Annotated in this window: 30 protein-coding genes and 3 tRNA genes; 10 read left to right on the top strand and 23 right to left on the bottom strand. The window is 46.6% G+C overall.

What is annotated here, in order from left to right; translation table 11 throughout:
• Positions 1-3: 3 nt before the first annotated feature.
• The 9 genes from JQU52_RS05795 to JQU52_RS05755 all read right to left on the bottom strand — a co-directional run bounded on the left by JQU52_RS05795 (position 4) and on the right by JQU52_RS05755 (position 5,750).
• On the bottom strand, positions 4-438 hold the full coding sequence (locus JQU52_RS05795) for a hypothetical protein (RefSeq protein WP_230340188.1): 435 nt from the start codon (positions 436-438) through the stop codon (positions 4-6).
• Positions 416-1,402 carry a P-loop NTPase family protein gene (locus tag JQU52_RS05790; RefSeq protein ID WP_230340187.1) on the bottom strand — a complete coding sequence of 329 codons (987 nt, stop codon included), beginning with the start codon at positions 1,400-1,402 and terminating at the stop codon, positions 416-418. The genes JQU52_RS05795 and JQU52_RS05790 overlap by 23 nt, the downstream gene beginning before the upstream one ends.
• On the bottom strand, positions 1,350-1,895 hold the full coding sequence (locus JQU52_RS05785; RefSeq protein ID WP_230340186.1) for a TrbM/KikA/MpfK family conjugal transfer protein: 546 nt from the start codon (positions 1,893-1,895) through the stop codon (positions 1,350-1,352). Before JQU52_RS05785 ends, JQU52_RS05790 begins: the two co-directional genes overlap by 53 nt.
• 147 nt (positions 1,896-2,042) lie before the next feature.
• Entirely contained in the window at positions 2,043-2,738 is a 696-nt protein-coding gene (locus JQU52_RS05780) for a hypothetical protein (RefSeq protein WP_230340185.1), read from the bottom strand.
• 18 nt (positions 2,739-2,756) lie between these two features.
• Positions 2,757-3,647 (bottom strand): hypothetical protein, encoded by an 891-nt coding sequence (locus tag JQU52_RS05775; RefSeq protein ID WP_230340184.1) that lies wholly within the window; start codon positions 3,645-3,647, stop codon positions 2,757-2,759.
• A gap of 46 nt (positions 3,648-3,693) precedes the next feature.
• Positions 3,694-3,800 (bottom strand) — tRNA-OTHER (locus tag JQU52_RS05770).
• A gap of 159 nt (positions 3,801-3,959) precedes the next feature.
• Complete coding sequence (locus JQU52_RS05765) at positions 3,960-4,178, bottom strand: type II toxin-antitoxin system PemK/MazF family toxin (protein ID WP_230340183.1); 219 nt, start codon at positions 4,176-4,178, stop codon at positions 3,960-3,962.
• Positions 4,175-4,405 carry an antitoxin MazE family protein gene (locus JQU52_RS05760; protein ID WP_230340173.1) on the bottom strand — a complete coding sequence of 77 codons (231 nt, stop codon included), beginning with the start codon at positions 4,403-4,405 and terminating at the stop codon, positions 4,175-4,177. Before JQU52_RS05760 ends, JQU52_RS05765 begins: the two co-directional genes overlap by 4 nt.
• Positions 4,406-5,102: 697 nt before the next feature.
• The gene (locus JQU52_RS05755; protein WP_230340182.1) at positions 5,103-5,750 is read right to left on the bottom strand and encodes a LexA family protein; all 648 of its coding nucleotides are present in this window, start codon (positions 5,748-5,750) and stop codon (positions 5,103-5,105) included.
• A gap of 104 nt (positions 5,751-5,854) precedes the next feature.
• On the opposite strand from JQU52_RS05755, the gene JQU52_RS05750 reads away from it, so the two are divergent.
• Together JQU52_RS05750 and JQU52_RS05745 are read left to right on the top strand one after the other, a co-directional pair.
• A complete protein-coding gene (locus tag JQU52_RS05750; protein ID WP_230340181.1) occupies positions 5,855-6,049 on the top strand; it encodes a Cro/CI family transcriptional regulator in 195 nt (64 codons plus the stop codon).
• A 184-nt stretch (positions 6,050-6,233) separates the two neighbouring features.
• Positions 6,234-6,842, top strand: coding sequence for a hypothetical protein (locus JQU52_RS05745; RefSeq protein ID WP_230340180.1), 609 nt, complete (start codon positions 6,234-6,236; stop codon positions 6,840-6,842).
• A 360-nt stretch (positions 6,843-7,202) separates the two neighbouring features.
• On the opposite strand, the gene JQU52_RS05740 is transcribed toward JQU52_RS05745, so the two are convergent.
• The 3 genes from JQU52_RS05740 to JQU52_RS05730 form a co-directional block, all read right to left on the bottom strand.
• Positions 7,203-7,373, bottom strand: a complete 171-nt coding sequence (locus JQU52_RS05740) for a hypothetical protein (protein ID WP_230340179.1) — start codon at positions 7,371-7,373, stop codon at positions 7,203-7,205.
• A 371-nt stretch (positions 7,374-7,744) separates the two neighbouring features.
• Positions 7,745-7,851: transfer RNA gene (locus tag JQU52_RS05735), tRNA-OTHER, on the bottom strand.
• A 636-nt stretch (positions 7,852-8,487) separates the two neighbouring features.
• Positions 8,488-9,171 (bottom strand): S24 family peptidase, encoded by a 684-nt coding sequence (locus JQU52_RS05730; protein ID WP_230340178.1) that lies wholly within the window; start codon positions 9,169-9,171, stop codon positions 8,488-8,490.
• A 107-nt stretch (positions 9,172-9,278) separates the two neighbouring features.
• Here JQU52_RS05730 and JQU52_RS05725 point away from each other — a divergent pair, with 107 nt between their 5' ends.
• Together JQU52_RS05725 and JQU52_RS05720 are read left to right on the top strand one after the other, a co-directional pair.
• On the top strand, positions 9,279-9,503 hold the full coding sequence (locus JQU52_RS05725) for a hypothetical protein (protein ID WP_230340177.1): 225 nt from the start codon (positions 9,279-9,281) through the stop codon (positions 9,501-9,503).
• The gene (locus JQU52_RS05720; RefSeq protein ID WP_230340176.1) at positions 9,503-10,300 is read left to right on the top strand and encodes a hypothetical protein; all 798 of its coding nucleotides are present in this window, start codon (positions 9,503-9,505) and stop codon (positions 10,298-10,300) included. Before JQU52_RS05725 ends, JQU52_RS05720 begins: the two co-directional genes overlap by 1 nt.
• A gap of 362 nt (positions 10,301-10,662) precedes the next feature.
• Here the strand turns inward: JQU52_RS05720 and JQU52_RS05715 are convergent, their stop codons facing one another.
• From JQU52_RS05715 to JQU52_RS05695, 5 genes are all read right to left on the bottom strand, one after another.
• On the bottom strand, positions 10,663-10,833 hold the full coding sequence (locus JQU52_RS05715) for a hypothetical protein (protein WP_230340175.1): 171 nt from the start codon (positions 10,831-10,833) through the stop codon (positions 10,663-10,665).
• Positions 10,834-10,882: 49 nt separating this feature from the next.
• A tRNA-OTHER gene (locus tag JQU52_RS05710) sits at positions 10,883-10,989 on the bottom strand.
• A 54-nt stretch (positions 10,990-11,043) separates the two neighbouring features.
• A complete protein-coding gene (locus JQU52_RS05705) occupies positions 11,044-11,370 on the bottom strand; it encodes a type II toxin-antitoxin system PemK/MazF family toxin (RefSeq protein WP_230340174.1) in 327 nt (108 codons plus the stop codon).
• Positions 11,367-11,597 carry an antitoxin MazE family protein gene (locus tag JQU52_RS05700; protein ID WP_230340173.1) on the bottom strand — a complete coding sequence of 77 codons (231 nt, stop codon included), beginning with the start codon at positions 11,595-11,597 and terminating at the stop codon, positions 11,367-11,369. Before JQU52_RS05700 ends, JQU52_RS05705 begins: the two co-directional genes overlap by 4 nt.
• Positions 11,598-12,294: 697 nt before the next feature.
• The gene (locus tag JQU52_RS05695) at positions 12,295-12,930 is read right to left on the bottom strand and encodes a helix-turn-helix domain-containing protein (RefSeq protein ID WP_230340172.1); all 636 of its coding nucleotides are present in this window, start codon (positions 12,928-12,930) and stop codon (positions 12,295-12,297) included.
• Positions 12,931-13,028: 98 nt separating this feature from the next.
• On the opposite strand from JQU52_RS05695, the gene JQU52_RS05690 reads away from it, so the two are divergent.
• The 4 genes from JQU52_RS05690 to JQU52_RS05675 all read left to right on the top strand — a co-directional run bounded on the left by JQU52_RS05690 (position 13,029) and on the right by JQU52_RS05675 (position 15,274).
• Positions 13,029-13,274, top strand: coding sequence for a helix-turn-helix transcriptional regulator (locus JQU52_RS05690; RefSeq protein WP_230340171.1), 246 nt, complete (start codon positions 13,029-13,031; stop codon positions 13,272-13,274).
• Positions 13,275-13,464: 190 nt separating this feature from the next.
• Positions 13,465-14,073: a hypothetical protein gene (locus JQU52_RS05685; protein ID WP_230340170.1), complete on the top strand. Its 609-nt coding sequence runs from the start codon at positions 13,465-13,467 to the stop codon at positions 14,071-14,073.
• A gap of 509 nt (positions 14,074-14,582) precedes the next feature.
• The gene (locus JQU52_RS05680; RefSeq protein ID WP_230340169.1) at positions 14,583-14,855 is read left to right on the top strand and encodes an AbrB/MazE/SpoVT family DNA-binding domain-containing protein; all 273 of its coding nucleotides are present in this window, start codon (positions 14,583-14,585) and stop codon (positions 14,853-14,855) included.
• Entirely contained in the window at positions 14,855-15,274 is a 420-nt protein-coding gene (locus JQU52_RS05675; RefSeq protein ID WP_230340168.1) for a type II toxin-antitoxin system VapC family toxin, read from the top strand. The genes JQU52_RS05680 and JQU52_RS05675 overlap by 1 nt, the downstream gene beginning before the upstream one ends.
• A 36-nt stretch (positions 15,275-15,310) precedes the next feature.
• Here JQU52_RS05675 and JQU52_RS05670 read toward each other — a convergent pair whose 3' ends face one another.
• The 3 genes from JQU52_RS05670 to JQU52_RS05660 all read right to left on the bottom strand — a co-directional run bounded on the left by JQU52_RS05670 (position 15,311) and on the right by JQU52_RS05660 (position 17,008).
• Positions 15,311-15,940 carry a C40 family peptidase gene (locus JQU52_RS05670; protein WP_230340167.1) on the bottom strand — a complete coding sequence of 210 codons (630 nt, stop codon included), beginning with the start codon at positions 15,938-15,940 and terminating at the stop codon, positions 15,311-15,313.
• A 53-nt stretch (positions 15,941-15,993) separates the two neighbouring features.
• On the bottom strand, positions 15,994-16,407 hold the full coding sequence (locus JQU52_RS05665; protein ID WP_230340166.1) for a DUF4878 domain-containing protein: 414 nt from the start codon (positions 16,405-16,407) through the stop codon (positions 15,994-15,996).
• 79 nt (positions 16,408-16,486) lie between these two features.
• On the bottom strand, positions 16,487-17,008 hold the full coding sequence (locus JQU52_RS05660; RefSeq protein WP_230340165.1) for a hypothetical protein: 522 nt from the start codon (positions 17,006-17,008) through the stop codon (positions 16,487-16,489).
• A gap of 617 nt (positions 17,009-17,625) precedes the next feature.
• Here JQU52_RS05660 and JQU52_RS05655 point away from each other — a divergent pair.
• Positions 17,626-18,027, top strand: coding sequence for a phosphoglycerate kinase (locus JQU52_RS05655; protein WP_230340164.1), 402 nt, complete (start codon positions 17,626-17,628; stop codon positions 18,025-18,027).
• Between the two features lie 185 nt (positions 18,028-18,212).
• Entirely contained in the window at positions 18,213-18,632 is a 420-nt protein-coding gene (locus JQU52_RS05650; protein WP_230340163.1) for a hypothetical protein, read from the top strand.
• Between the two features lie 423 nt (positions 18,633-19,055).
• Here the strand turns inward: JQU52_RS05650 and JQU52_RS05645 are convergent, their stop codons facing one another.
• Genes JQU52_RS05645 through JQU52_RS05635 form a run of 3 tightly spaced genes read right to left on the bottom strand, consistent with a single transcriptional unit; the run spans position 19,056 to position 20,195 of the window.
• On the bottom strand, positions 19,056-19,592 hold the full coding sequence (locus JQU52_RS05645) for a GNAT family N-acetyltransferase (protein WP_230340162.1): 537 nt from the start codon (positions 19,590-19,592) through the stop codon (positions 19,056-19,058).
• Positions 19,583-19,864, bottom strand: coding sequence for a type II toxin -antitoxin system TacA 1-like antitoxin (locus JQU52_RS05640; protein ID WP_230340161.1), 282 nt, complete (start codon positions 19,862-19,864; stop codon positions 19,583-19,585). Before JQU52_RS05640 ends, JQU52_RS05645 begins: the two co-directional genes overlap by 10 nt.
• On the bottom strand, positions 19,758-20,195 hold the full coding sequence (locus JQU52_RS05635) for a DUF5131 family protein (RefSeq protein WP_230340160.1): 438 nt from the start codon (positions 20,193-20,195) through the stop codon (positions 19,758-19,760). The genes JQU52_RS05640 and JQU52_RS05635 overlap by 107 nt, the downstream gene beginning before the upstream one ends.
• Between the last annotated feature and the right edge of the window lie 44 nt (positions 20,196-20,239).

Here is a 20,239-nt window from a genome sequence, read left to right as displayed (position 1 = left end):
CCTTTATTTAAACAGCACCGCCAGCAGCACCATTAAGCTGGCCAGCGATGAGGCGGCGCAAACGGCAGTAGCGGCCAGTAACCACCGCTGCCGTCCATGCCACCAATCTGCCAACTGTGTTTGCTGCTCACGGGCAACTTTGGCGCTGATGGCGGCGTATAGCCGGCCTTCGGTTTCGTCCAGTGCCTGTTTGTTTTGGTTGAGCAGTTCGAGGAGCAGTTCTTTGCGCAAACGATTCAGCGTATCAATGGATTTAAGTACTTTAAGGGTGTTGTCTTCAAATTGTTGTTCAAAGTCCTGACGCATGGATCGATTTTGTGCAAACTCCCGGTGTAGCATCAACAGAACGGCCATAATCGGATCATCTGGTGCTACTGTTTCTCCGATATCGACAGTAGCCTGCCGGCGTACTTCTTCATTGCTTGGTATCGGATGCATGCGTATTGGCTCCGTTTTCAGGTATTCCGGGCAGTAACAGTGTCTGCAACTGTGAAAAAATACCGCGCTTGATAATCAGTAGCCGCTGGCGCTCCATTGCATTGAATGTACCGGCGTTCATCGCTTCCGCATAAGTCAGGCCTTGTTTGGTCATGGCTTCGGTTACTTTGCCGAACAAGTCATATTTGCGCTTAGGCAGATGAACCACACCGATGATTTTCTTCTCGCCCTTTTTAAACACGGCTGATTTTTCCAGTGTTACGCCGTTGGGTAACAGGTATTCACCGAAATGTTCGTTTTTCCAGAGAACAAGATCAGCGGGCAAGGTGGAAACAATTTGTGACAATACAGTGGTGGTGTCTTCCGCTTCTGCCCCGCCGGCAATAATCACATGCAACACCACGCGAATACCGGCTTCAGCAAATACACTTAGAACTTCTGCATCACGGAAATACGTCATCAACGGCAAAAAGGTAGATGAACCGCTATCAATCACCGCCACACCGTCTTTGGTGAGGAATTCTTCCATCAATTCATCAAAACGGGACACGTCAACATCTTCATGTTCGTTCAAAATATTGATTACCCGGGCATTCAGGTTACGGTAGCGAGCCAAGGTCTGATTTACCGAATCTGTGTCATAACAATAAATTTTTTCATCGCTGGCTGCATTTTCTTGAAAAAATTGTGCCAAATGGGTGGCTGAAAATGATTTACCCACACCACCTTTACCCTGCATCACGAAATGAACCTCTTTCATACCATTTCCTTTTATAAAATAATTTGGGAACTTGCTGTCTACAAAGAAAAAGACACTTTCGCGCGAAATGCTTTTTTGTTTGTAAAAAGCCCCTGCTGAATGGGTAAACGGCAGGGGTGAAACCCGAACACGGGCGAGGAGAACAGCTTGATCAGCGCACATCAACCCAGCGGCCGCCGGCATCTTCATTGCCACGGTACTCAACCGATGCTTTAACATCCGTCCACGCATGGTCGAAATAAGCACGGCAGTAGCTCGGTTTTTGGTTTTTAACCACCCATTTGTATTCTGTGCGGCAAGTACGGATGGCATCTTTACCCGAGCAGCCCCACAACCCGGAACAACCGCAGACTTGATAAGATTTCCGAACCTGATTTACCCGGTTCAGTTCGGCCGCATCACAGCGCCCGGCACCGTTGGCAATCGCACGCACCAACTCCGGCATACCCTGCTCATTTGACGCAGGGCACAATTGCAAAAAATCATGCCGTGCAGAAATGGTGTCGCTGAGTTTTTTACGGGTAATGTCGAAATAGCGGCGCAGTGACGGCGCACATTCATTCGGGCGGGTACCGGAAGACAAACACAGTACCGCTTCACAAGCCAGCCGCACATCGCCGGTGAGCAAATCTTCGGCCTGCGCAGTCAGCGGGATCGCCGTGGTCAAGGTGGCGGCAGCCAACAGGATTTTTTTCATGATGTTGTTCCTTTTTAAAGTTGTGGGATAATGATGAAGCCCGTTTCAGGCTGCCTGAAATAATCGATGCCCTCAATCAAACCGGTAGCATCCAAACAAAACGCCGCTTCTGCACAAGCGGCGTTTTAAGTCTTTGACAGAGGCGGTTCATACCGGCAAAGAGCAAAGAGGGCTGTGAGATTTACCCGACTGCCTATATTTGGTCTCAATGGGACGAAATTCTATCGGAAACAAATCCATAACTGCCTGAGGAAACGGCATTTCCGGCAACAGATCGACACACCGGATTGCTGTTTCTCCCGTTTCTAATGCCAGCCGGACACAACCGAGAAAGTTCAGGTATTCGTCTACAAAGCGGAAATTGCCGATTTCATAACGGTGGTAATCAACACATTGGTAAAAATCAGTATCCGACAGTAGCAACAACATTAATTCCCGGTAAGCTGCAATCAGTTTCTTTAGATGCCCGGTTGCAAGCAACGCCCGTAACGGCATCATACCGAAACAGTGCCAATGGATTTTATCCGCCCGGCTTATGTTGATGTAGGCAGATAAATCCGACTTCATGGGCGGTAATAGAGTGGGTACATCAAACCAGCGGCTCCACCGATCAAGAGGTGGTTGCCGACTGTAATAGCAGAATAGTTTCACCAAGTACGCATCAATCTGCAATACAGCTTTTTGCAGTTCTGTGTGGGTTTGCAGTAAATCGGTAAATTGTTCCATCAAGAAAACGGCTTTGCGGAATTCCCACATCTGTGCAGCTACCGAACGTGGTATGAAAATCAGTTCTTTATCGAAATAACCACCTAGGGTGGTCGTATTTTGGTAGCGGTAGGCCATCGAAATACCTCTCAGGGTTTATACAGAATGCTTCAGGTTTGGTGAGGGCCTGCCAAATTCAGCCCGATACACCTGATGCTCAGGACAATCGGCTACCAAGCCCATTCTTTCCAGCAGCCCGCGTTCCCAACCGCCGGGGCGGCGTGAACCATCAGCCGCCGCATACAGCACTTGATAAATAATGTATTGATAGAGTCTGGGATATGCGGCCTCTTTATTGAGCAGTTCGGCCATATAAAGAAACTCAGACGCATAAGCATCCGGCAGCGGTAGATAATGCTTGAATGTTTTATTCAAGGAACCCAGAGCTAAGATATCAACTTCATGGCTTTTATAAGCAGCAAAACCTTTTTTGCTCAGATAATCATTAAATTCACTCGGTCGTTCCCGAAGAAAATCCAGCGTCAACAGCAATAAAATATGCGCCCGCGACACCAGATCACCCTTATCAATTGACATCAATACCTGACAATCAGCGCATGGATCCGTATAGGGCAATGCCACCACCGTTATAACTGAAATGCGGTCTTTCAATGCCGGTTCCTGTTCAAACAGTGCAGCCAGATCGGTATCGATCAAATAAACATCTTGCGACGGTTCGGAATGTAAAAACCGGTACACAACCGGTTGGCCATCCTCAACCGCCAGTAGGGCTTCAGTGGCATTTTCGACCACCAGCACGCCTTTTTCAGGCAGCCATTTATGCCAAGTGGCCAAGCTTTCCCCTTGAGGCATATCAATATGGACATTCGGACAAGTGGTTTTGGTATAAGAGCGGGCGGTATTCGAATCGGCATTCGCAACATAAACAACCGGATTGGGCGCCATTCTGCCGTAATGGTCATTCAATAGGCGCTGCATATTGCGGGTTTTACCGGCACCCACAGCGCCGGTGATGGCGTAAATCATTCGAATCTCCAAAGAAAACCGCTTCTTTTGAAGCGGCCGGATTTATTGGGGCAGGAAGACGGTATCGAACCGCCACACGCAGCGTTCGGTATCCCCAGAGGCTTCGCCCCGATACCTACTGGCCGCTGCTCTAACCGATTAAGCTATTCCTGCGGTGCAATAAAAAGCCACTTTGATAAAGTGGCTTTTCTTAATTAAATTTTAATTATTTGGCAATGCCTAAAAATAAGGCCATACTGCGATCAATTTCCAGCATGGCCGTATAATCCAGAGAACCGATAACTTCACCTGCCTTGGCAATCGGAATGGTCATTATCTTATCCACCATAACCTGTGATTTTTGGTCAACCCATTACTGCTGCTCGGCGTCAATAAAATTCGGAATAATGGTGCTTCGTGTAAATCTGAGGTTAATGGCAATATGCAGATACTTGTGTGTCCGGCAAAAACGTCAGACTGCACCACTAATGCCGGGCGGAGTTTGCCATAGTCACCTTGTATGGCAACCGTAATCAAGTCACCACGCTTCATGCTTCCCACTCGCCAGAATCCGCCAAATTCATCAATGCTTCATCCATCATGACAGCAAGTTGGGCATCTCCACGATCTCCTTGTGCTACTAACGCAATCTGCCGATGTGCTTCGGCCGCAAAACCGGGACGGCGGGTATCCGGCACCCATATCTGTATCGGGCGCAGCCCAGCGTGGCGTAACCGTACTCGATGCTGCTGTACCCTGCTGGCGCTATTGCTCATCATAAACCTCCTACTTGTTACATGAAACAATACTATAGCCTGTTACATGTAACATTACAAGCAACGTCTCATGAAATACATAAAAACCACACAAAAGCCCACTTAAACAAATGGGCTTAAATCTGGGCTTTCCTTACTGTGCTACAGGGAGCCGGAAAGCAAATGGGGTAAAACTGACTGCCGTTATTTCAGCCACGCCGAGCTTCAAACCGGTGGTTTACGATGTCGGGCATCATCAAGTTAATGTAGCAGGAAGGCACCGTTTGCGGTCTTTACCTCGCCATGCTTGATTATGCTTGCCATCTTGCTCATTTCGCAGTTTGGCTGTCTTGGTTCCCCGCAAGAGATTTTTGTCTGATGCTACCGGGCTATTGTCTGTGTGGTAACGCGACGGCCAAGATGTCGCGCCGTACCGCTCTCACTTTCAAGCAACCATAAAGGCTGCCTGAAAAGGCGGTATACATTTTTCCTTATTACCGGCCATTGCCCCAGAAAGGTGCACACGATGGTGCCGCTGGCGGGGTGAGCCGGGATTATTCGGACTGGATTGTTAAAGAGCTTAAATTCAATAGCTATAATTTAAGTTATCTTAAGTATTATTGCAAGATATTTTTTAAGTATTCTTAAATTTGTTGTTTGAATACAAAAAAACCGGCAATTTGCCGGTTCTGCCTACCATAATCTGTCGTGTTATAGCGACTTAGCGTTTTCGCCGATATATTCTATGCTCTACCATTGTCCCAATGATGCGAACATCCTGATCTCGCGAAACTACTTGCACATAATCTTTATTAAGGGGGGTAAGTATAAAATGACTCCCTCCCTTCAAATCAGAACCATCTTCCCTATATTTTCTAAATAAAACATTGTTTTGATTGCGAGCCAAAACAAATTCACCTGGCTCTGGCTTTATTTCTGGATCAATAATAACAATATCGCCTTCAATAAAATCTGGCTTCATTGAGTCGCCCAAAACTCGAACAGCAAAAGCAAATACAGAAATGTTAACATCAGTCATAATGTGCTCTTCCTCTTTCATCATTTGTAAGGGTTGAGCAATATCCCACGTTTCAAGTATGTTATAACTAATGATAGGTACCATATTTCCATTTAAATTAATGCTTGCTACATTTGAAGACTGTCCTTCTCCTTTCAAAAGCCAAGATAAATCACATCCAAACAATATTGATAAGTCATATAAATTTTCTGCGTTTGGCTTTGTGGTATTGGACTCCCACTGCGAAATGGCCACGTGTGAAACCTCTTTCATTCTGCGCGCCAATTCTTTTTGCGTAAGCTTTAACTCTTTGCGCTTCTGGCGAATCCTCTCTCCAATTGTTCCTTGCACCACGGTCACCTAAGAAAAATATAATTTAAGTTATCTTAGTTCAATTTGATTTAAGTTATCTTTATACTTATAATTTAAGAACTCTTAATAATTGAGTATGTAAAATGCTTAAATCAACCGTTCTAAAATATTATGGTACCGGTGCTGCCGTTGCTCGCGCTTTGAAAATCAGCTCAGCAGCCGTAACCCAATGGCCTGAAGTTATACCTGAGAAGCAGGCTTACCGGTTACAGATTTTGACAAAACGGGTTTTGAAAGTTAATCCGTCTTTGTACGACAAAAGCCCTGCTGGCCGATAACGGTGCTTGCCCGCGACCTAGCCGAATTAGCCAAACCCGATTTCGTTGTTTACAACGATTTCCTGGCTCTTTGCGGCTATCACCATAAAACCACCATAATGCTCTCCAAGTTCTTGTGGTGGGCACGTGTGACCGAAGAACAGCACCCCGAAAAAACGGCTGGTTCTTCCAAACCGGCAAACGAATGCTGCAAGAATTGGGCATCACCCGGCGCGGCTACGAGAAAGCGCGTGAAATACTGGTTGGTCTGGGTATTCTCGATTACAAACGTGCCGGCGTGTTTGCCAAGATGCACTGGCGACTGAATACCGACAAGCTCTACGAAGTGATGCACCAAATACGCGGGGTATCCGCACCTGAGTTTGTCAGCAATGTGCACAGCGATCAGGACGGTTACCCCATACCCCGCTTTATCCCTTTGGAGCTATGGCACGATTGGCTGGCCATGTATGCCGCCAAGCTCGGCTTCAAACCCGGCATCAAAGCCAAACGGCGCGCCATCCAGCAACTGGAAGCACTGCAAAAAGTCGGTGAAGATGTGGCTTACCGCTTGGCTTACAATACGCAAAAGCAGTGGACGGTGTTCAAACCCTTTGCTCCCCGCACCGACTACAGCACCGGCAATGCCCCCACCGGCAAAACCAGCACCGACACCCGCACTACTGACGATGTGATGCGCGAACAAATGGCCGAGCGCCACCGCGCTGAAGAAGCCATTGCCAATGCTAGAGGCTCACCCGGGGCTACCATGCTACGTGAACAAGCCCTAAAATCTGCCAGAATTACCAAATAGCATAGCCGCCGACACTTCGGCGGCCTTAGTGCAGCCAAAATCCAGCCCAAACGCCTGTTTCAGCACCACCAGTGCCTGCAACAGGCGTTTTTTATGGCTGTTTGGCCAATACGCCACTACCAAGGCTGCCTGAAGCCCTTTTCTGAGACAAACCACGTTCTAAACGCCTGTTTTCAGCCGTTTTAAGCCTATTTTCAATATCGAATTAAGTCTATATAAAACATAAGTTTGTACATGGCGGACACAGTAATCTGTACAAAGCGTACACGCTACTGTGCCCACCATGTACACGCTCATATAATAGAGATATCAATAGATGACTTGAATATCTTTTGCTACGCAAAAGAAGTGCTGTTTTCTTCAGCAAAGGTGGCGCGGATTTGAGCAGATAAATCCGACTTCATGGTTCGAATCGGCATTCGCAACATAAACAACCGGATTGGGCGCCATTCTGCCGTAATGGTCATTCAATAGGCGCTGCATATTGCGGGTTTTACCGACACCCACAGCGCCGGTGATGGCGTAAATCATTCGAATCTCCAAAAAGAAAGCCGCTTCTTTTTGAAGCGGCCGGAATTGGGTTGATGCTGATGCTGATGGTGGAACAAAGACAACTCTAGACTTGGGACAAAGCCTATTCCAATATATCCTGAAATTCTTGAATGGCAACTTGATACCCGCCACACCACGCCAAATAAGCCCAATTAGGGCGATTATCGTAATAGCCTGTCTCAGAAGATACAGCGCCCGATTTCTTGTTTTCTTTTAACCCTATAACCCTAACCTGAAAACCGGAAATTAAGGCAGCAATCAAGCTGCTTCACAGGCTCCGTCTCACTAAAGTGAGCAGACTCGGGAAACAACACAGCTATTCTTTATCAATAGCCAAGGTTGAATTCTGTTGGGGCAGGAAGACGGCATCGAACCGCCACACGCAGCGTTCGGTATCCCCAGAGGCTTTGCCCCGATACCTACTGGCCGCTGCTCTAACCGATTAAGCTATTCCTGCGTTTTCCACATAAAAGCCCACTCAGCGAATGGGCTTAAATCTGGGCTTTCCTTACTGTGCTACAGGGAGCCGGAAAGCAAATAGGGTAAAACTGACTGCCGTTATTTCAGCCACGCCGAGCTTCAAACCGGTGGTTTACGATGTCGGGCATCATCAAGTTAATGTAGCAGGAAGGCACCGTTTGCGGTCTTTACCTCGCCATGCTTGATTATGCTTGCCATCTTGCTCATTTCGCAGTTTGGCTGTCTTGGTTCCCCGCAAGAGATTTTTGTCTGATGCTGCCGGGCTATTGTCTGTGTGGTAACGCGACGGCCAAGATGTCGCGCCGTACCGCTCTCAGTTTCAGGCAACCGTAAAGGCTGCCTGAAAAGGCGGTATACATTTTTCCTTATTACCGGCCATTGCCCCAGAAAGGTGCACACGATGGTGCCGTTGGCGGGGTGAGCCGGGATTATTCGGACTGGATTGTTAAGGAGCTGTGTAACTTATAGACTCAATATTAGCTACGGCTAACAAATAATGCAAGTTATTTTGTTAGCTGTAGCTAATATTGTTGGCTATTGTATCTTTTTACACAACTTAAAAAGAAAAGACCTCATCAACTAAACGATGAGATCTTTTCTTCATTTGCGAGAGTTAAAATCTTTGAAATATCTGCGATTGCCCTACTAAAACCTTACCAATGACAAATATATTTTGCCTATCTTTCTGGGTTATTTCCCAACTTTTGTATTGTCTATTATCAGAAATGACTAATAGATTATTTCCAACCATCTGCAATCGCTTGAGATGAAGGTGATTGCCAAATACAAAAAGATATATGCCATCACCATCATATTTTTGTATTGATATGTCAACAAATGCCAAATCCCCTGGCTCTAGGGTGCCTGATAAATTATCACCTTTCATATTGGTAATTTGTATATTTGATGGCTCTTTAGCCCCAAAAACCCTTCGATACTGCTCCTCCGTGTATTCTATGTGTGATATGGATGAATCAATATCTGAAGTATTAATAATAAAATCACCAAGCAGCTTTATGTCAATTGCCTGTATTTCGTACTCTGATTTTGCATGCTCGCTCACAAAGGCATTGCCGTCGCCTTTGCTCCAGAACCCTTTGCCTTCTGCAAGCCAATCAGGGTCACATTCTAAAAACTCTGCAGCTCGCAGAAGATTTTGCCCTCTAAGGGTCTTGGTTGAACCATTTAACCATTTGGTAATAGATGGTGGCCGCACTTTACAGTATTTCCCAAGTCCAGCTTGGGTTTTTCCTAGTGACTTAAGGCGAAATCGAATTCGTTCAGCAAGAGTATTCATTCGTTAATTATCGCTTGCTATGATTTTCATGTGGGTAAAGTTTTATTGACATAAAACGTTAGCCACAGGTAACATAAGTGCTGATTTTTGAACTGGAAGATTAAAAAATGAATAATGAATATACCTTGCGGATGTGGCTAGATGAAAAAAGAGGTCGTTTAACAAGAATTGCAAAAGGACTCAATAAGCATTACACATGGGTATCTCAAATTGCTAATGGCCAAAAAAAGGCACCTCTTGATACGGCTATTAAAATTGCAGAGTTGACTAATAACGAAGTTAGCATTCAAGCAATTGCAAGAGCCTATAAAAGCCGAAGCCCTAAAAATTGATGTCTATGTTTGCCCGCGACCTAGCCGAATTAGCCAAACCCGATTTCGTTGTTTACAACGATTTCCTGGCTCTTTGCGGCTATCACCATAAAACCACCATAATGCTCTCCAAGTTCTTGTGGTGGGCACGTGTGACCGAAGAACAGCACCCCGAAAAAAACGGCTGGTTCTTCCAAACCGGCAAACGAATGCTGCAAGAATTGGGCATCACCCGGCGCGGCTACGAGAAAGCGCGTGAAATACTGGTTGGTCTGGGTATTCTCGATTACAAACGTGCCGGCGTGTTTGCCAAGATGCACTGGCGGCTGAATACCGACAAGCTCTACGAAGTGATGCACCAAATACGCGGGGTATCCGCACCTGAGTTTGTCAGCAATGTGCACAGCGATCAGGACGGTTACCCCATACCCCGCTTTATCCCTTTGGAGCTATGGCACGATTGGCTGGCCATGTATGCCGCCAAGCTCGGCTTCAAACCCGGCATCAAAGCCAAACGGCGCGCCATCCAGCAACTGGAAGCACTGCAAAAAGCCGGTGAAGATGTGGCTTACCGCTTGGCTTACAATACGCAAAAGCAGTGGACGGTGTTCAAACCCTTTGCTCCCCGCACCGACTACAGCACCGGCAATGCCCCCACCGGCAAAACCAGCACCGACACCCGCACTACTGACGATGTGATGCGCGAACAAATGGCCGAGCGCCACCGCGCTGAAGAAGCCATTGCCAATGCTAGAGGCTCACCCGGGGCTACCATGCTACGTGAACAAGCCCTAAAATCTGCCGGAATTACCAAATAGCATAGCCGCCGACACTTCGGCGGCCTTAGTGCAGCCAAAATCCAGCCCAAACGCCTGTTTCAGCACCACTAGTGCCTGCAACAGGCGTTTTTTTATGGCTGTTTGGCCAATACGCCACTACCAAGGCTGCCTGAAACCCTTTTCTGGGACAAACCACGTTCTAAACGCCTGTTTTCAGCCGTTTTAAGCCTATTTTCAATATCGAATTAAGTCTATATAAAACATAAGTTTGTACATGGCGGACACAGTAATCTGTACAAAGCGTACACGCTACTGTGCCCACCATGTACACGCTCATATAATAGAGATATCAATAGATGACTTGAATATCTTTTGCTACGCAAAAAGAAGTGCTGTTTTCTTCAGCAAAGGTGGCGCGGATTTGAGCAGATAAATCCGACTTCATGGTTCGAATCGGCATTCGCAACATAAACAACCGGATTGGGCGCCATTCTGCCGTAATGGTCATTCAATAGGCGCTGCATATTGCGGGTTTTACCGGCACCCACAGCGCCGGTGATGGCGTAAATCATTCGAATCTCCAAAAAGAAAACCGCTTCTTTTTGAAGCGGCCGGATTTATTGGGGCAGGAAGACGGTATCGAACCGCCACACGCAGCGTTCGGTATCCCCAGAGGCTTCGCCCCGATACCTACTGGCCGCTGCTCTAACCGATTAAGCTATTCCTGCGGTGCAATAAAAAAGCCACTTTGATAAAGTGGCTTTTCTTAGATTAAATTTTAATTATTTGGCAATGCCTAAAAATAAGGCCATACTGCGATCAATTTCCAGCATGGCCGTATAATCCAGAGAACCGATAACTTCACCTGCCTTGGCAATCGGAATGGTCATTATCTTATCCACCATAACCTGTGATTTTTTGGTCAACCCATTACTGCTGCTCGGCGTCAATAAAATTCGGAATAATGGTGCTTCGTGTAAATCTGAGGTTAATGGCAATATGCAGATACTTGTGTGTCCGGCAAAAACGTCAGACTGCACCACTAATGCCGGGCGGGGTTTGCCATAGTCACCTTGTATGGCAACCGTAATCAAGTCACCACGCTTCATGCTTCCCACTCGCCAGAATCCGCCAAATTCATCAATGCTTCATCCATCATGACAGCAAGTTGGGCATCTCCACGATCTCCTTGTGCTACTAACGCAATCTGCCGATGTGCTTCGGCCGCAAAACCGGGACGGCGGGTATCCGGCACCCATATCTGTATCGGGCGCAGCCCAGCGTGGCGTAACCGTACTCGATGCTGCTGTACCCTGCTGGCGCTATTGCTCATCATAAACCTCCTACTTGTTACATGAAACAATACTATAGCCTGTTACATGTAACATTACAAGCAACGTCTCATGAAATACATAAAAACCACACAAAAGCCCACTTAAACAAATGGGCTTAAATCTGGGCTTTCCTTACTGTGCTACAGGGAGCCGGAAAGCAAATAGGGTAAAACTGACTGCCGTTATTTCAGCCACGCCGAGCTTCAAACCGGTGGTTTACGATGTCGGGCATCATCAAGTTAATGTAGCAGGAAGGCACCGTTTGCGGTCTTTACCTCGCCATGCTTGCCATCTTGCTCATTTCGCAGTTTGGCTGTCTTGGTTCCCCGCAAGAGATTTTTGTCTGATGCTGCCGGGCTATTGTCTGTGTGGTAACGCGACGGCCAAGATGTCGCGCCGTACCGCTCTCAGTTTCAGGCAACCGTAAAGGCTGCCTGAAAAGGCGGCATACATTTTTCCTTATTACCGGCCATTGCCCCGGAAAGGTGCACACGATGGTGCCGTTGGCGGGGTGAGCCGGGATTATTCGGACTGGGTTGTTAAGGAACGATATTTATTAATTTGCATAATACGCATAATTAAAATCTGCGTCAATCGCAGATTTTAATTATGCGATCTTTTTTTGCTTTTGTTGCAGAAAAACAAAAAGGCTATCTGCTTCTAAAGCAGATAGCCTATAGCCCAATCCAAAACTAAAATTTATCGATGCCTATATTTCCTATGCTCAACCATTACACCTAATAACTCAATTTTGTCACGTGATGAGAGATATGCCACAAAATCTAAATTTTGAGGAAATAGTTCAAAAATCTGCACGCCATCATCACCTACCCCTCTATCCCTAAACTTGCGAAAAATAACACATCCTTGAGGATTAATACCGATAACATAATCACCAGCCGAGGGGCGTATTTTAGGGTGTATGATAATTCTGTCACCTATTTCAAAATCGGGACTCATGCTTAAATCATTAATAGTCCAAGAAAAAGAATGAGCAGGTATCCCAATATCGGTGATTAACCAGTCCTTAAACTCAAAATGATTTATATGACAAAAAATTTTATCCCATTCTAAAATTTGTTTTTCATTTAAAACAGGTACTCGAGTATATCCTAGAGGTAATGATGGCGGTGGTGTTACTTCTGTTGTCACCAACTCTGATGCAGTGCAATTTAAAGCTCGTGCAATTACTTGTAATTTTTCCGTTGTTATATCTTGCTGCCCTCGTTCAATGCGTGACAAATTCCCTGAGTCAGAGCCAATTTCGTTGGCTAATTGCTCAAGTGTCATTTTTAGTTGTTTGCGTCTAGCGCGAATATTCAATCCTATTTCCATGGTTCACATTCTTAACGCAGGCAGTAAATTCAGCAAAGCGTATAGAGCAAAAAAACCTTGCCAATATTCTGCTTATAACGCAAAATATTGGCAATTACGTGTGGATTTTATCAAAAATGAATACTCCTCTTAAAAATGCTCGAAAAGAGAAGGGATATACTTTATCCAAAGTTGCTCAACTCGTTGGCAGTGATACTGGCAATATTTCTCGAATTGAAAATGGTAAGCAAGTTCCAAGTCGTATTTTGATGCAAAAACTTGTAGGAATATTTGCTGAAAGAGGCATTACTGAAATCCACCTTCTATATCCAGAACGGTATGCTGATGATTCAGAAAATATCTGAAGCTTAAAATGTTTGCCCGCGACCTAGCCGAACTGGCCAAACCCGATTTCGTTGTTTACAACGATTTCCTGGCTCTTTGCGGCTATCACCATAAAACCACCATAATGCTCTCCAAGTTCTTGTGGTGGGCACGTGTGACCGAAGAACAGCACCCCGAAAAAACGGCTGGTTCTTCCAAACCGGCAAACGAATGCTGCAAGAATTGGGCATCACCCGGCGCGGCTACGAGAAAGCGCGTGAAATACTGGTTGGTCTGGGTATTCTCGATTACAAACGTGCCGGCGTATTTGCCAAAATGCACTGGCGGCTGAATACCGACAAGCTCTACGAAGTTATGCACCAAATACGCGGGGTATCCGCACCTGAGTTTGTCAGCAATGTGCACAGCGATCAGGACGGTTACCCCATACCCCGCTTTATCCCTTTGGAGCTATGGCACGATTGGCTGGCCATGTATGCCGCCAAGCTCGGCTTCAAACCCGGCATCAAAGCCAAACGGCGCGCCATCCAGCAACTGGAAGCACTGCAAAAAGCCGGTGAAGATGTGGCTTACCGCTTGGCTTACAATACGCAAAAGCAGTGGACGGTGTTCAAACCCTTTGCTCCCCGCACCGACTACAGCACCGGCAATGCCCCCACCGGCAAAACCAGCACCGACACCCGCACTACTGACGATGTGATGCGCGAACAAATGGCCGAACGCCACCGCGCTGAAGAAGCCATTGCCAATGCTAGAGGCTCACCCGGGGCTACCATGCTACGTGAACAAGCCCTAAAATCTGCCGGAATTACCAAATAGCATAGCCGCCGACACTTCGGCGGCCTTAGTGCAGCCAAAATCCAGCCCAAACGCCTGTTTCAGCACCACTAGTGCCTGCAACAGGCGTTTTTTATGGCTGTTTGGCCAATACGCCACTACCAAGGCTGCCTGAAACCCTTTTCTGGGACAAACCACGTTCTAAACGCCTGTTTTCAGCCGTTTTAAGCCTATTTTCAATATCGAATTAAGTCTATATAAAACATAAGTTTGTACATGGCGGACACAGTAATCTGCACAAAGCGTACACGCTACTGTGCCCACCATGTACACGCTCATATAATAGAGATATCAATAGATGACTTGAATATCTTTTGCTACGCAAAAAGAAGTGCTGTTTTCTTCAGCAAAGGTGGCGCGGATTTGAATGGATTGGCAAATTTACCATTTTGACCGGGCTTATCCACAAAATCTGTGGATATGATTCTGGAAGCCGCCTTGAAAGTAAGGTAAAATATACATTACTAATATTACATCAGGAGGATAAAGCGATGGCTACGGCATTGAAACTAACTGCCAAAGGGCAAGTAACGTTGAGAAAAGAGTATTTACAACATCTAGGTGTCAGCTTAGGAGATCAGCTGGACGTTATCAAATTGCCTAACGGGGAGTTGAAAATTAAGGCAAAAAAACAGGGTTTGGCCATCGATGATATTATCGGGCTGTTACCGGCCAAGCCGGGCAAGAATTTCAGTATCGAAGAAATCGATGTCGCTATTGCCAATGCGCATGTGGCTGCGGGTATGAAAGGTTTGGACAAATAATGCGTATTGCTGTTGATACTAATGTGTTGGTTAGATTATTAACTAACGACCACCCGGAGCAAGTCCGTATGGCTGTGGATGCCATCCGCAATGCAGAGCAAATCTGTGTGCCTACCCATGTGTTTTGCGAATTGGTATGGGTATTGTCACGAACATATGAATATGGCCTTGATGACATACAGAAGGCACTGGAATCTTTGATTCAGCTGGACGGCTTAATTTATGCTGAAGATGAGGTGGCTGCCGGTATGGAACAGCTACGGCTTGGTGGTGATTTTGCAGACGGTATCAACGAATACACCGGCAACATCATGGGGGCAAATCAATTTGTCACCTTTGATAAAAAGGCGGTGACCATCATGAAAAAACGCCATCGCAATGCTTTGTATCTCAAATCAGATAACAAGCCAAAATCTTGACCCATGAAGAAATAGATTATTTATACGCTTCGGATTTTATCCATTTGAGATATAAACCCAATCTATTTCCGGGTAATTGGCAAATGCTTCAGGAAAAAGATATTCACCTTCAAATAAAGGGGCGGTAACGGTTTGCCATTGCGGAGAGAATGCCGGATACCGAATTTTTATTTGCTCATATAACAAAGTCGTACAGTACAGATGCGATTCGTTTCTTTTGGCCAATACAAACGGCTGCCCCAATGTGTGCATGAGTTGCTCTGCAATCGATTGCTTATCCGCTGTATCTAAAAACTGCGGGCGTGCCAACGCATATCGTGTGGCCACATCTTGACTGACAAACTCAGATAATGGCGTCAGTAATACCTGATTTTGTTTGTTACGGCCTTCTTCATTGGTGGCATGCAGCACCATAATTTGAGGCTGTAGCTTTACCACCATGCCGATATGTGAATAATTCCCGCCACCCAGTTGCCTAATCAAGCGGCTGTCAGTTTCGGTGCCCATTCTCAACACCCAATCGCCCACCTCAACCGGTGGCAAGTGCGAAATATCGGCAGGAATAACCGCTGGCGAGGGCTTCGGGTACACGTATAAAACCATACCACTGGCAGCAAACAGTACAAAAAGCACAGAAAAAAACTTAAACCGGGAAACCAGATACATAACAGGCTGCCTGAAAAAAGCCTGCTGTAGTCGCAGGCTTTAAACGCAAGAAATTATAAATTAATCTTCCAGCCGTCATCGGTATGGAACAAGCGAATGCGGGCAACATCGGGGGTATCTGATTTTTTAAAGGTTACCGTTACCTGAACAGCGGCACGCTGTTTATCTTCAGAATAGTTTGCCGGTGCCGCCGTAATGTCTTTCACGCCACCTGCCTTATCTGCTTTCTCTTGTGCCTTAGCCATCATCGCTTTAATTTTGCCTCGCAACATATCTTCAACACCCGGCTTATCTCTTTCTTCCGGCTTGAGCACAATCAGCTTGAGAACACCATCCGCATCTCCTTTGTAAACCAACTCCACATAACGCTCGGCTACTTTTTCCGGCGAACTGCCACCTGAGCCACACGCGGCCAGTGAAAAAGCCATTAACAAACTCAAAATACCGGCCAATAAACGCTTCATCATGCACACCCCCTCTGAGTAATTATCACAAAAAACGGAATAATTATCTTAACTTATTTTAACTATTTATGCAAAAACTGTTTCAGGCAGCCCCCAACGGATCAATTTCACTGGGATCCGCCCAACTCTGCAAACGCCGGCCCCACTGATAGCGGTTCCCATGTCGGTCAACCGCCACTGCGGCCGCACCTCGGTCAAAAGGAGGTGCCAAGGGATACGTATACTCGCCATCAGCCGGATATTGTGCCCGCCAAGGATCATCGGATTCTGCGTCAACAGCCTGAGTACTCAAAGTTGATGCAGATTCTGACTGCCGTGGTTTAATGGCCTTGGGGACAATTGTCTGTTTGATGGCTTTGGGCGCATCGGATGCAGCTGCCTCCGTAGTTTTTTTGCGCCTGCTGTTGATAAACCAATTCAGCGTTGATTGCGTTACCACCACGCCTTTCTTTTCCTGCAAAAATTGCAGAATCATTTTTTCTGTGCAACCACGCTTTTTCAATTCCAAAATTTCATCGGTATAGGGCGTTAATTGAGATCGCGTAGGTGCCTGGTCTTGAAAATTCTGATCTGCCAAGAATGTTTCAATGTCTTTACTCATCATTTTTCACACCTAAATATCGAACAATATCGAATAAAAACGAATAAATCGAATTTATCGAATAATATCGAATACTAAATTAAAAGTAAATCGAATTTATCGAATTAAGTTCGAATATAAATCGAATATAAATCGAATATTAAATTAACAAATATCGAATATAAATCGAATAAACCTAATTATAAATCGAATTTATCGAATAATATCGATAAAAATCGAATAAATGACGCGTCCGCGCGCAATCTTTATTGAAAAACCCAAAACACCCTTATCAAACTAAAACGCAGGATAGGCTGACGGTGCCAAAGTGGCCCCGTTTGCCGCAATTCCGCCCAAGCGGAAACGCCGCTGTGCGGCTGGGTACTCAACGAACATCGGGGGCAGAAGCCGCCGTGTTGTTTACTGATGTCTAAATTCCCCTGTGGCCAAAGTCCAGACCAAGACGAGTGTCTTTGCACGTCTTCTCCCTTTTCCACCACGCCCACGGCGCACCGGACAAAGAGAGCAGCCGCACAAAGCCAGTCTGGACTTTGGCCACAGGGGAATTTTTAACGACATCACAACACGGCGGCTTCTGCCCCCGATGTTCGTTATTAACTTCAGAAAAAGGAGCCTCAGCAATGGGACTGGATATGTACGGCTACACCATGCGTGCCGATTTTGTCGGCGAGCGTCAAACCGACGTCAAATTGACAACCGCAGCAGAAAAAGAACAAGCAGCACAACGCGACATTGCCTACTGGCGTAAATTCAATCATCTGCATGGCTGGATGGCCGGGCTGTATGAAGAAAAAGGCGGTCAAGAAGATTGTTTCAACTGCTGCAATGTCCGTTTGAATGAAGAAGATTTGGACAGGCTGACACTGGCCTTGGATGAAGACAGATTGGCACACACGCCGGGTTTCTTCTTTGGTGATGATGAAATTAACGAACAAGATGTTGCCGACACCCGCGCATTTATCGCCGCCGCCCGCGAAGCCATCCGCCACGGTGAAGCGGTGTTTTACGATTCTTGGTGGTAATCACTGCTAGGCTGTTTAAAACCGCTTCAGGCAGCCTTAAGGCTGCCTGAAAAGAACAACAACGAAAGTGATACCAATTCTACAAAATAATATAACAAGGCGGCGAGCCGAAGACAGTACAAGTAGTACGGCAAGGCGAGCCAACGCAGTTAGGTTATTTTATAGAATTGGTATGAGATAAAAATATGGATACCTTGAAAAACAGCAGTGATTTTACTCATGAAGCATTGGCCAACCTTTGCCACCGTCATGCGGTTGCACCGATTAACGCCGGCTTTGCATTACTGCCGCGCCACGAATACGACCGTCTTAAAACCGCTGCCATGAATGCCGCACCACCGGAAAAATGGCTTATACCTAAAAACTGTTGTTTGCGGACAGCGGATTTAATCCATTTTATCTGCATAGACAGCGTCAATGATTGCGAAGCAGGGCTGTTGCTGCGGGGTGGAATCGTCAGCAGCCACTATCTGCGTTACGACAACGGCGAAATATACGATATTGGCTGCGATGGTGAGGATGTTTATTGGCTGCCTGAAGAATTTATACAGCATTATCAAAATGCATGGTGGGTGGTTCAGGTAGCCGGTTTTCATTGGCAGTAATCAAAATGGCCGCCGTGCAAACGGCGGCCGTTTCAGGCAACAATAGGCGCTAATTTGGCTTAAAAAATCCCGCAGCAGCCCCGCTCCCGTCTTCCGACCGGAACGTCCCCACGCCCCCAAGCCAAACTTGACCATGTCATCCGTGTCGGTACCTACGGCCACCGCCACACATGCCAAGCCCAAGCCCGACTTGCCCCCTCCTGCGGGTTTATTGTCATTACCAATATCTGCTTTTCAGGAGTTGTATGTGTGATTTTTGTACATCCTACTGAACAATTACAACTATTCGGCTTTCAAATGCGATTCAATAATCATATAACAAAAAAAGCCCGCCACCGCACAGTTTCCTGTACGGTGGCGGGCTTTTTCAGGCAGCCATCTGTATGGCCGAATCGGGTTTGTAGTCGGCTTCTATGATGGCTTTCAGTACCCGGCCAATAAGTGCTTTACCGCAGACATCGGCACAAACAGCCGTACTCTGTCATCGGCCGGCGTATCAAAAGATTTAAAAAAATCGAACTGTTGATAAAACCGGTGTGCGTCATCATCAAGGACATCCAGAACCAGTGCGTATGCGGGCAAGCCTTGCTCCGAGATGCGCGCCGCTTGTGCTAGGGCGGCCAGTAGGGTTTTCCTACCCAGTCTTTGGCCTTGATATGCTTTATTGACCGCCAGTCTGGCTAATAAAATAGTGGGTGTAGGGTAGCGTGGTAACGAAACTTTATCGCGAAAGTTTTCAGGCTCGACCGATTGGAATGCCAACGTATAATAGGCGGCTACTGCCGCTTTTTCACCATCAGCGCTATTTTCAGCCAATACCCACGTTCGGCTCAAACCCAAATTTTGATTTTTGACGGCATAACGCTTTAAAAAATCGTTCATCACGGCTTTGCCGCAATCGAACGATTTTAGTTGGTGGCGGGCTTTGTCCAGTACTTCAAAATAGGGGTTCAGCGCCATTGAAAGCCTTCAGCATCCATTTCTTCGGCAGCTGCGTGCAGTTTTGTTGATCTCGGCCATGCCTCGGGCGTTTCACAGGCGCGGATAAAGGCATCGTACCGGTGGTTGCTCATCACGATACGTTGCTGCTCATCCAGTACGGCGGGTGCATTCTTCCATATTAGGTTATGGAGATAGGCGCTCAAGCTCATGCCAGCGGCAGCAGCTGCCCGCTCGGCCAACAGCTTGGTCTCCGTGTCTGTTTTCATATCGATGCGGCTGATGGCTTGCATGATGCCTCCCTTGGGGGGTGATGTTTTTTGAAATTATAACACAAGGTAACCAGTACGGATAATTTCCGTACTGTGTACATGCAAGTAAGCTGGCACAGAACACCCGGTAACGGATGCCTTGTTGTTGCGCTTGGCGTTGCCAGCGTAAAGGCTGCTGCCAGTTGTGCACCGATGTGCGCCGGCGCGGTTCGTGTACACCCCATTTCACTAGGCCGCTGCGTTTGGCCCAGCTTTCGGCATAGCAGTGGTCACAGGCGGGGGATATTTTGGTGCAGCCCAGCCACGGGTTGAAGGTATGGTCTGCCCATTCGATTTTGGTATTGGCACTCATGTTTTAATCCACAATCAATCATCTATAAAAAATTCATCAACCCA

The sequence above is a fragment of the Paralysiella testudinis genome (assembly GCF_016894345.1).
GTDB lineage: Bacteria > Pseudomonadota > Gammaproteobacteria > Burkholderiales > Neisseriaceae > Paralysiella > Paralysiella testudinis.
The sequence above is the reverse complement of the archived record's forward strand: the minus strand, read 5'-3'. Positions and strand labels throughout refer to the sequence as shown.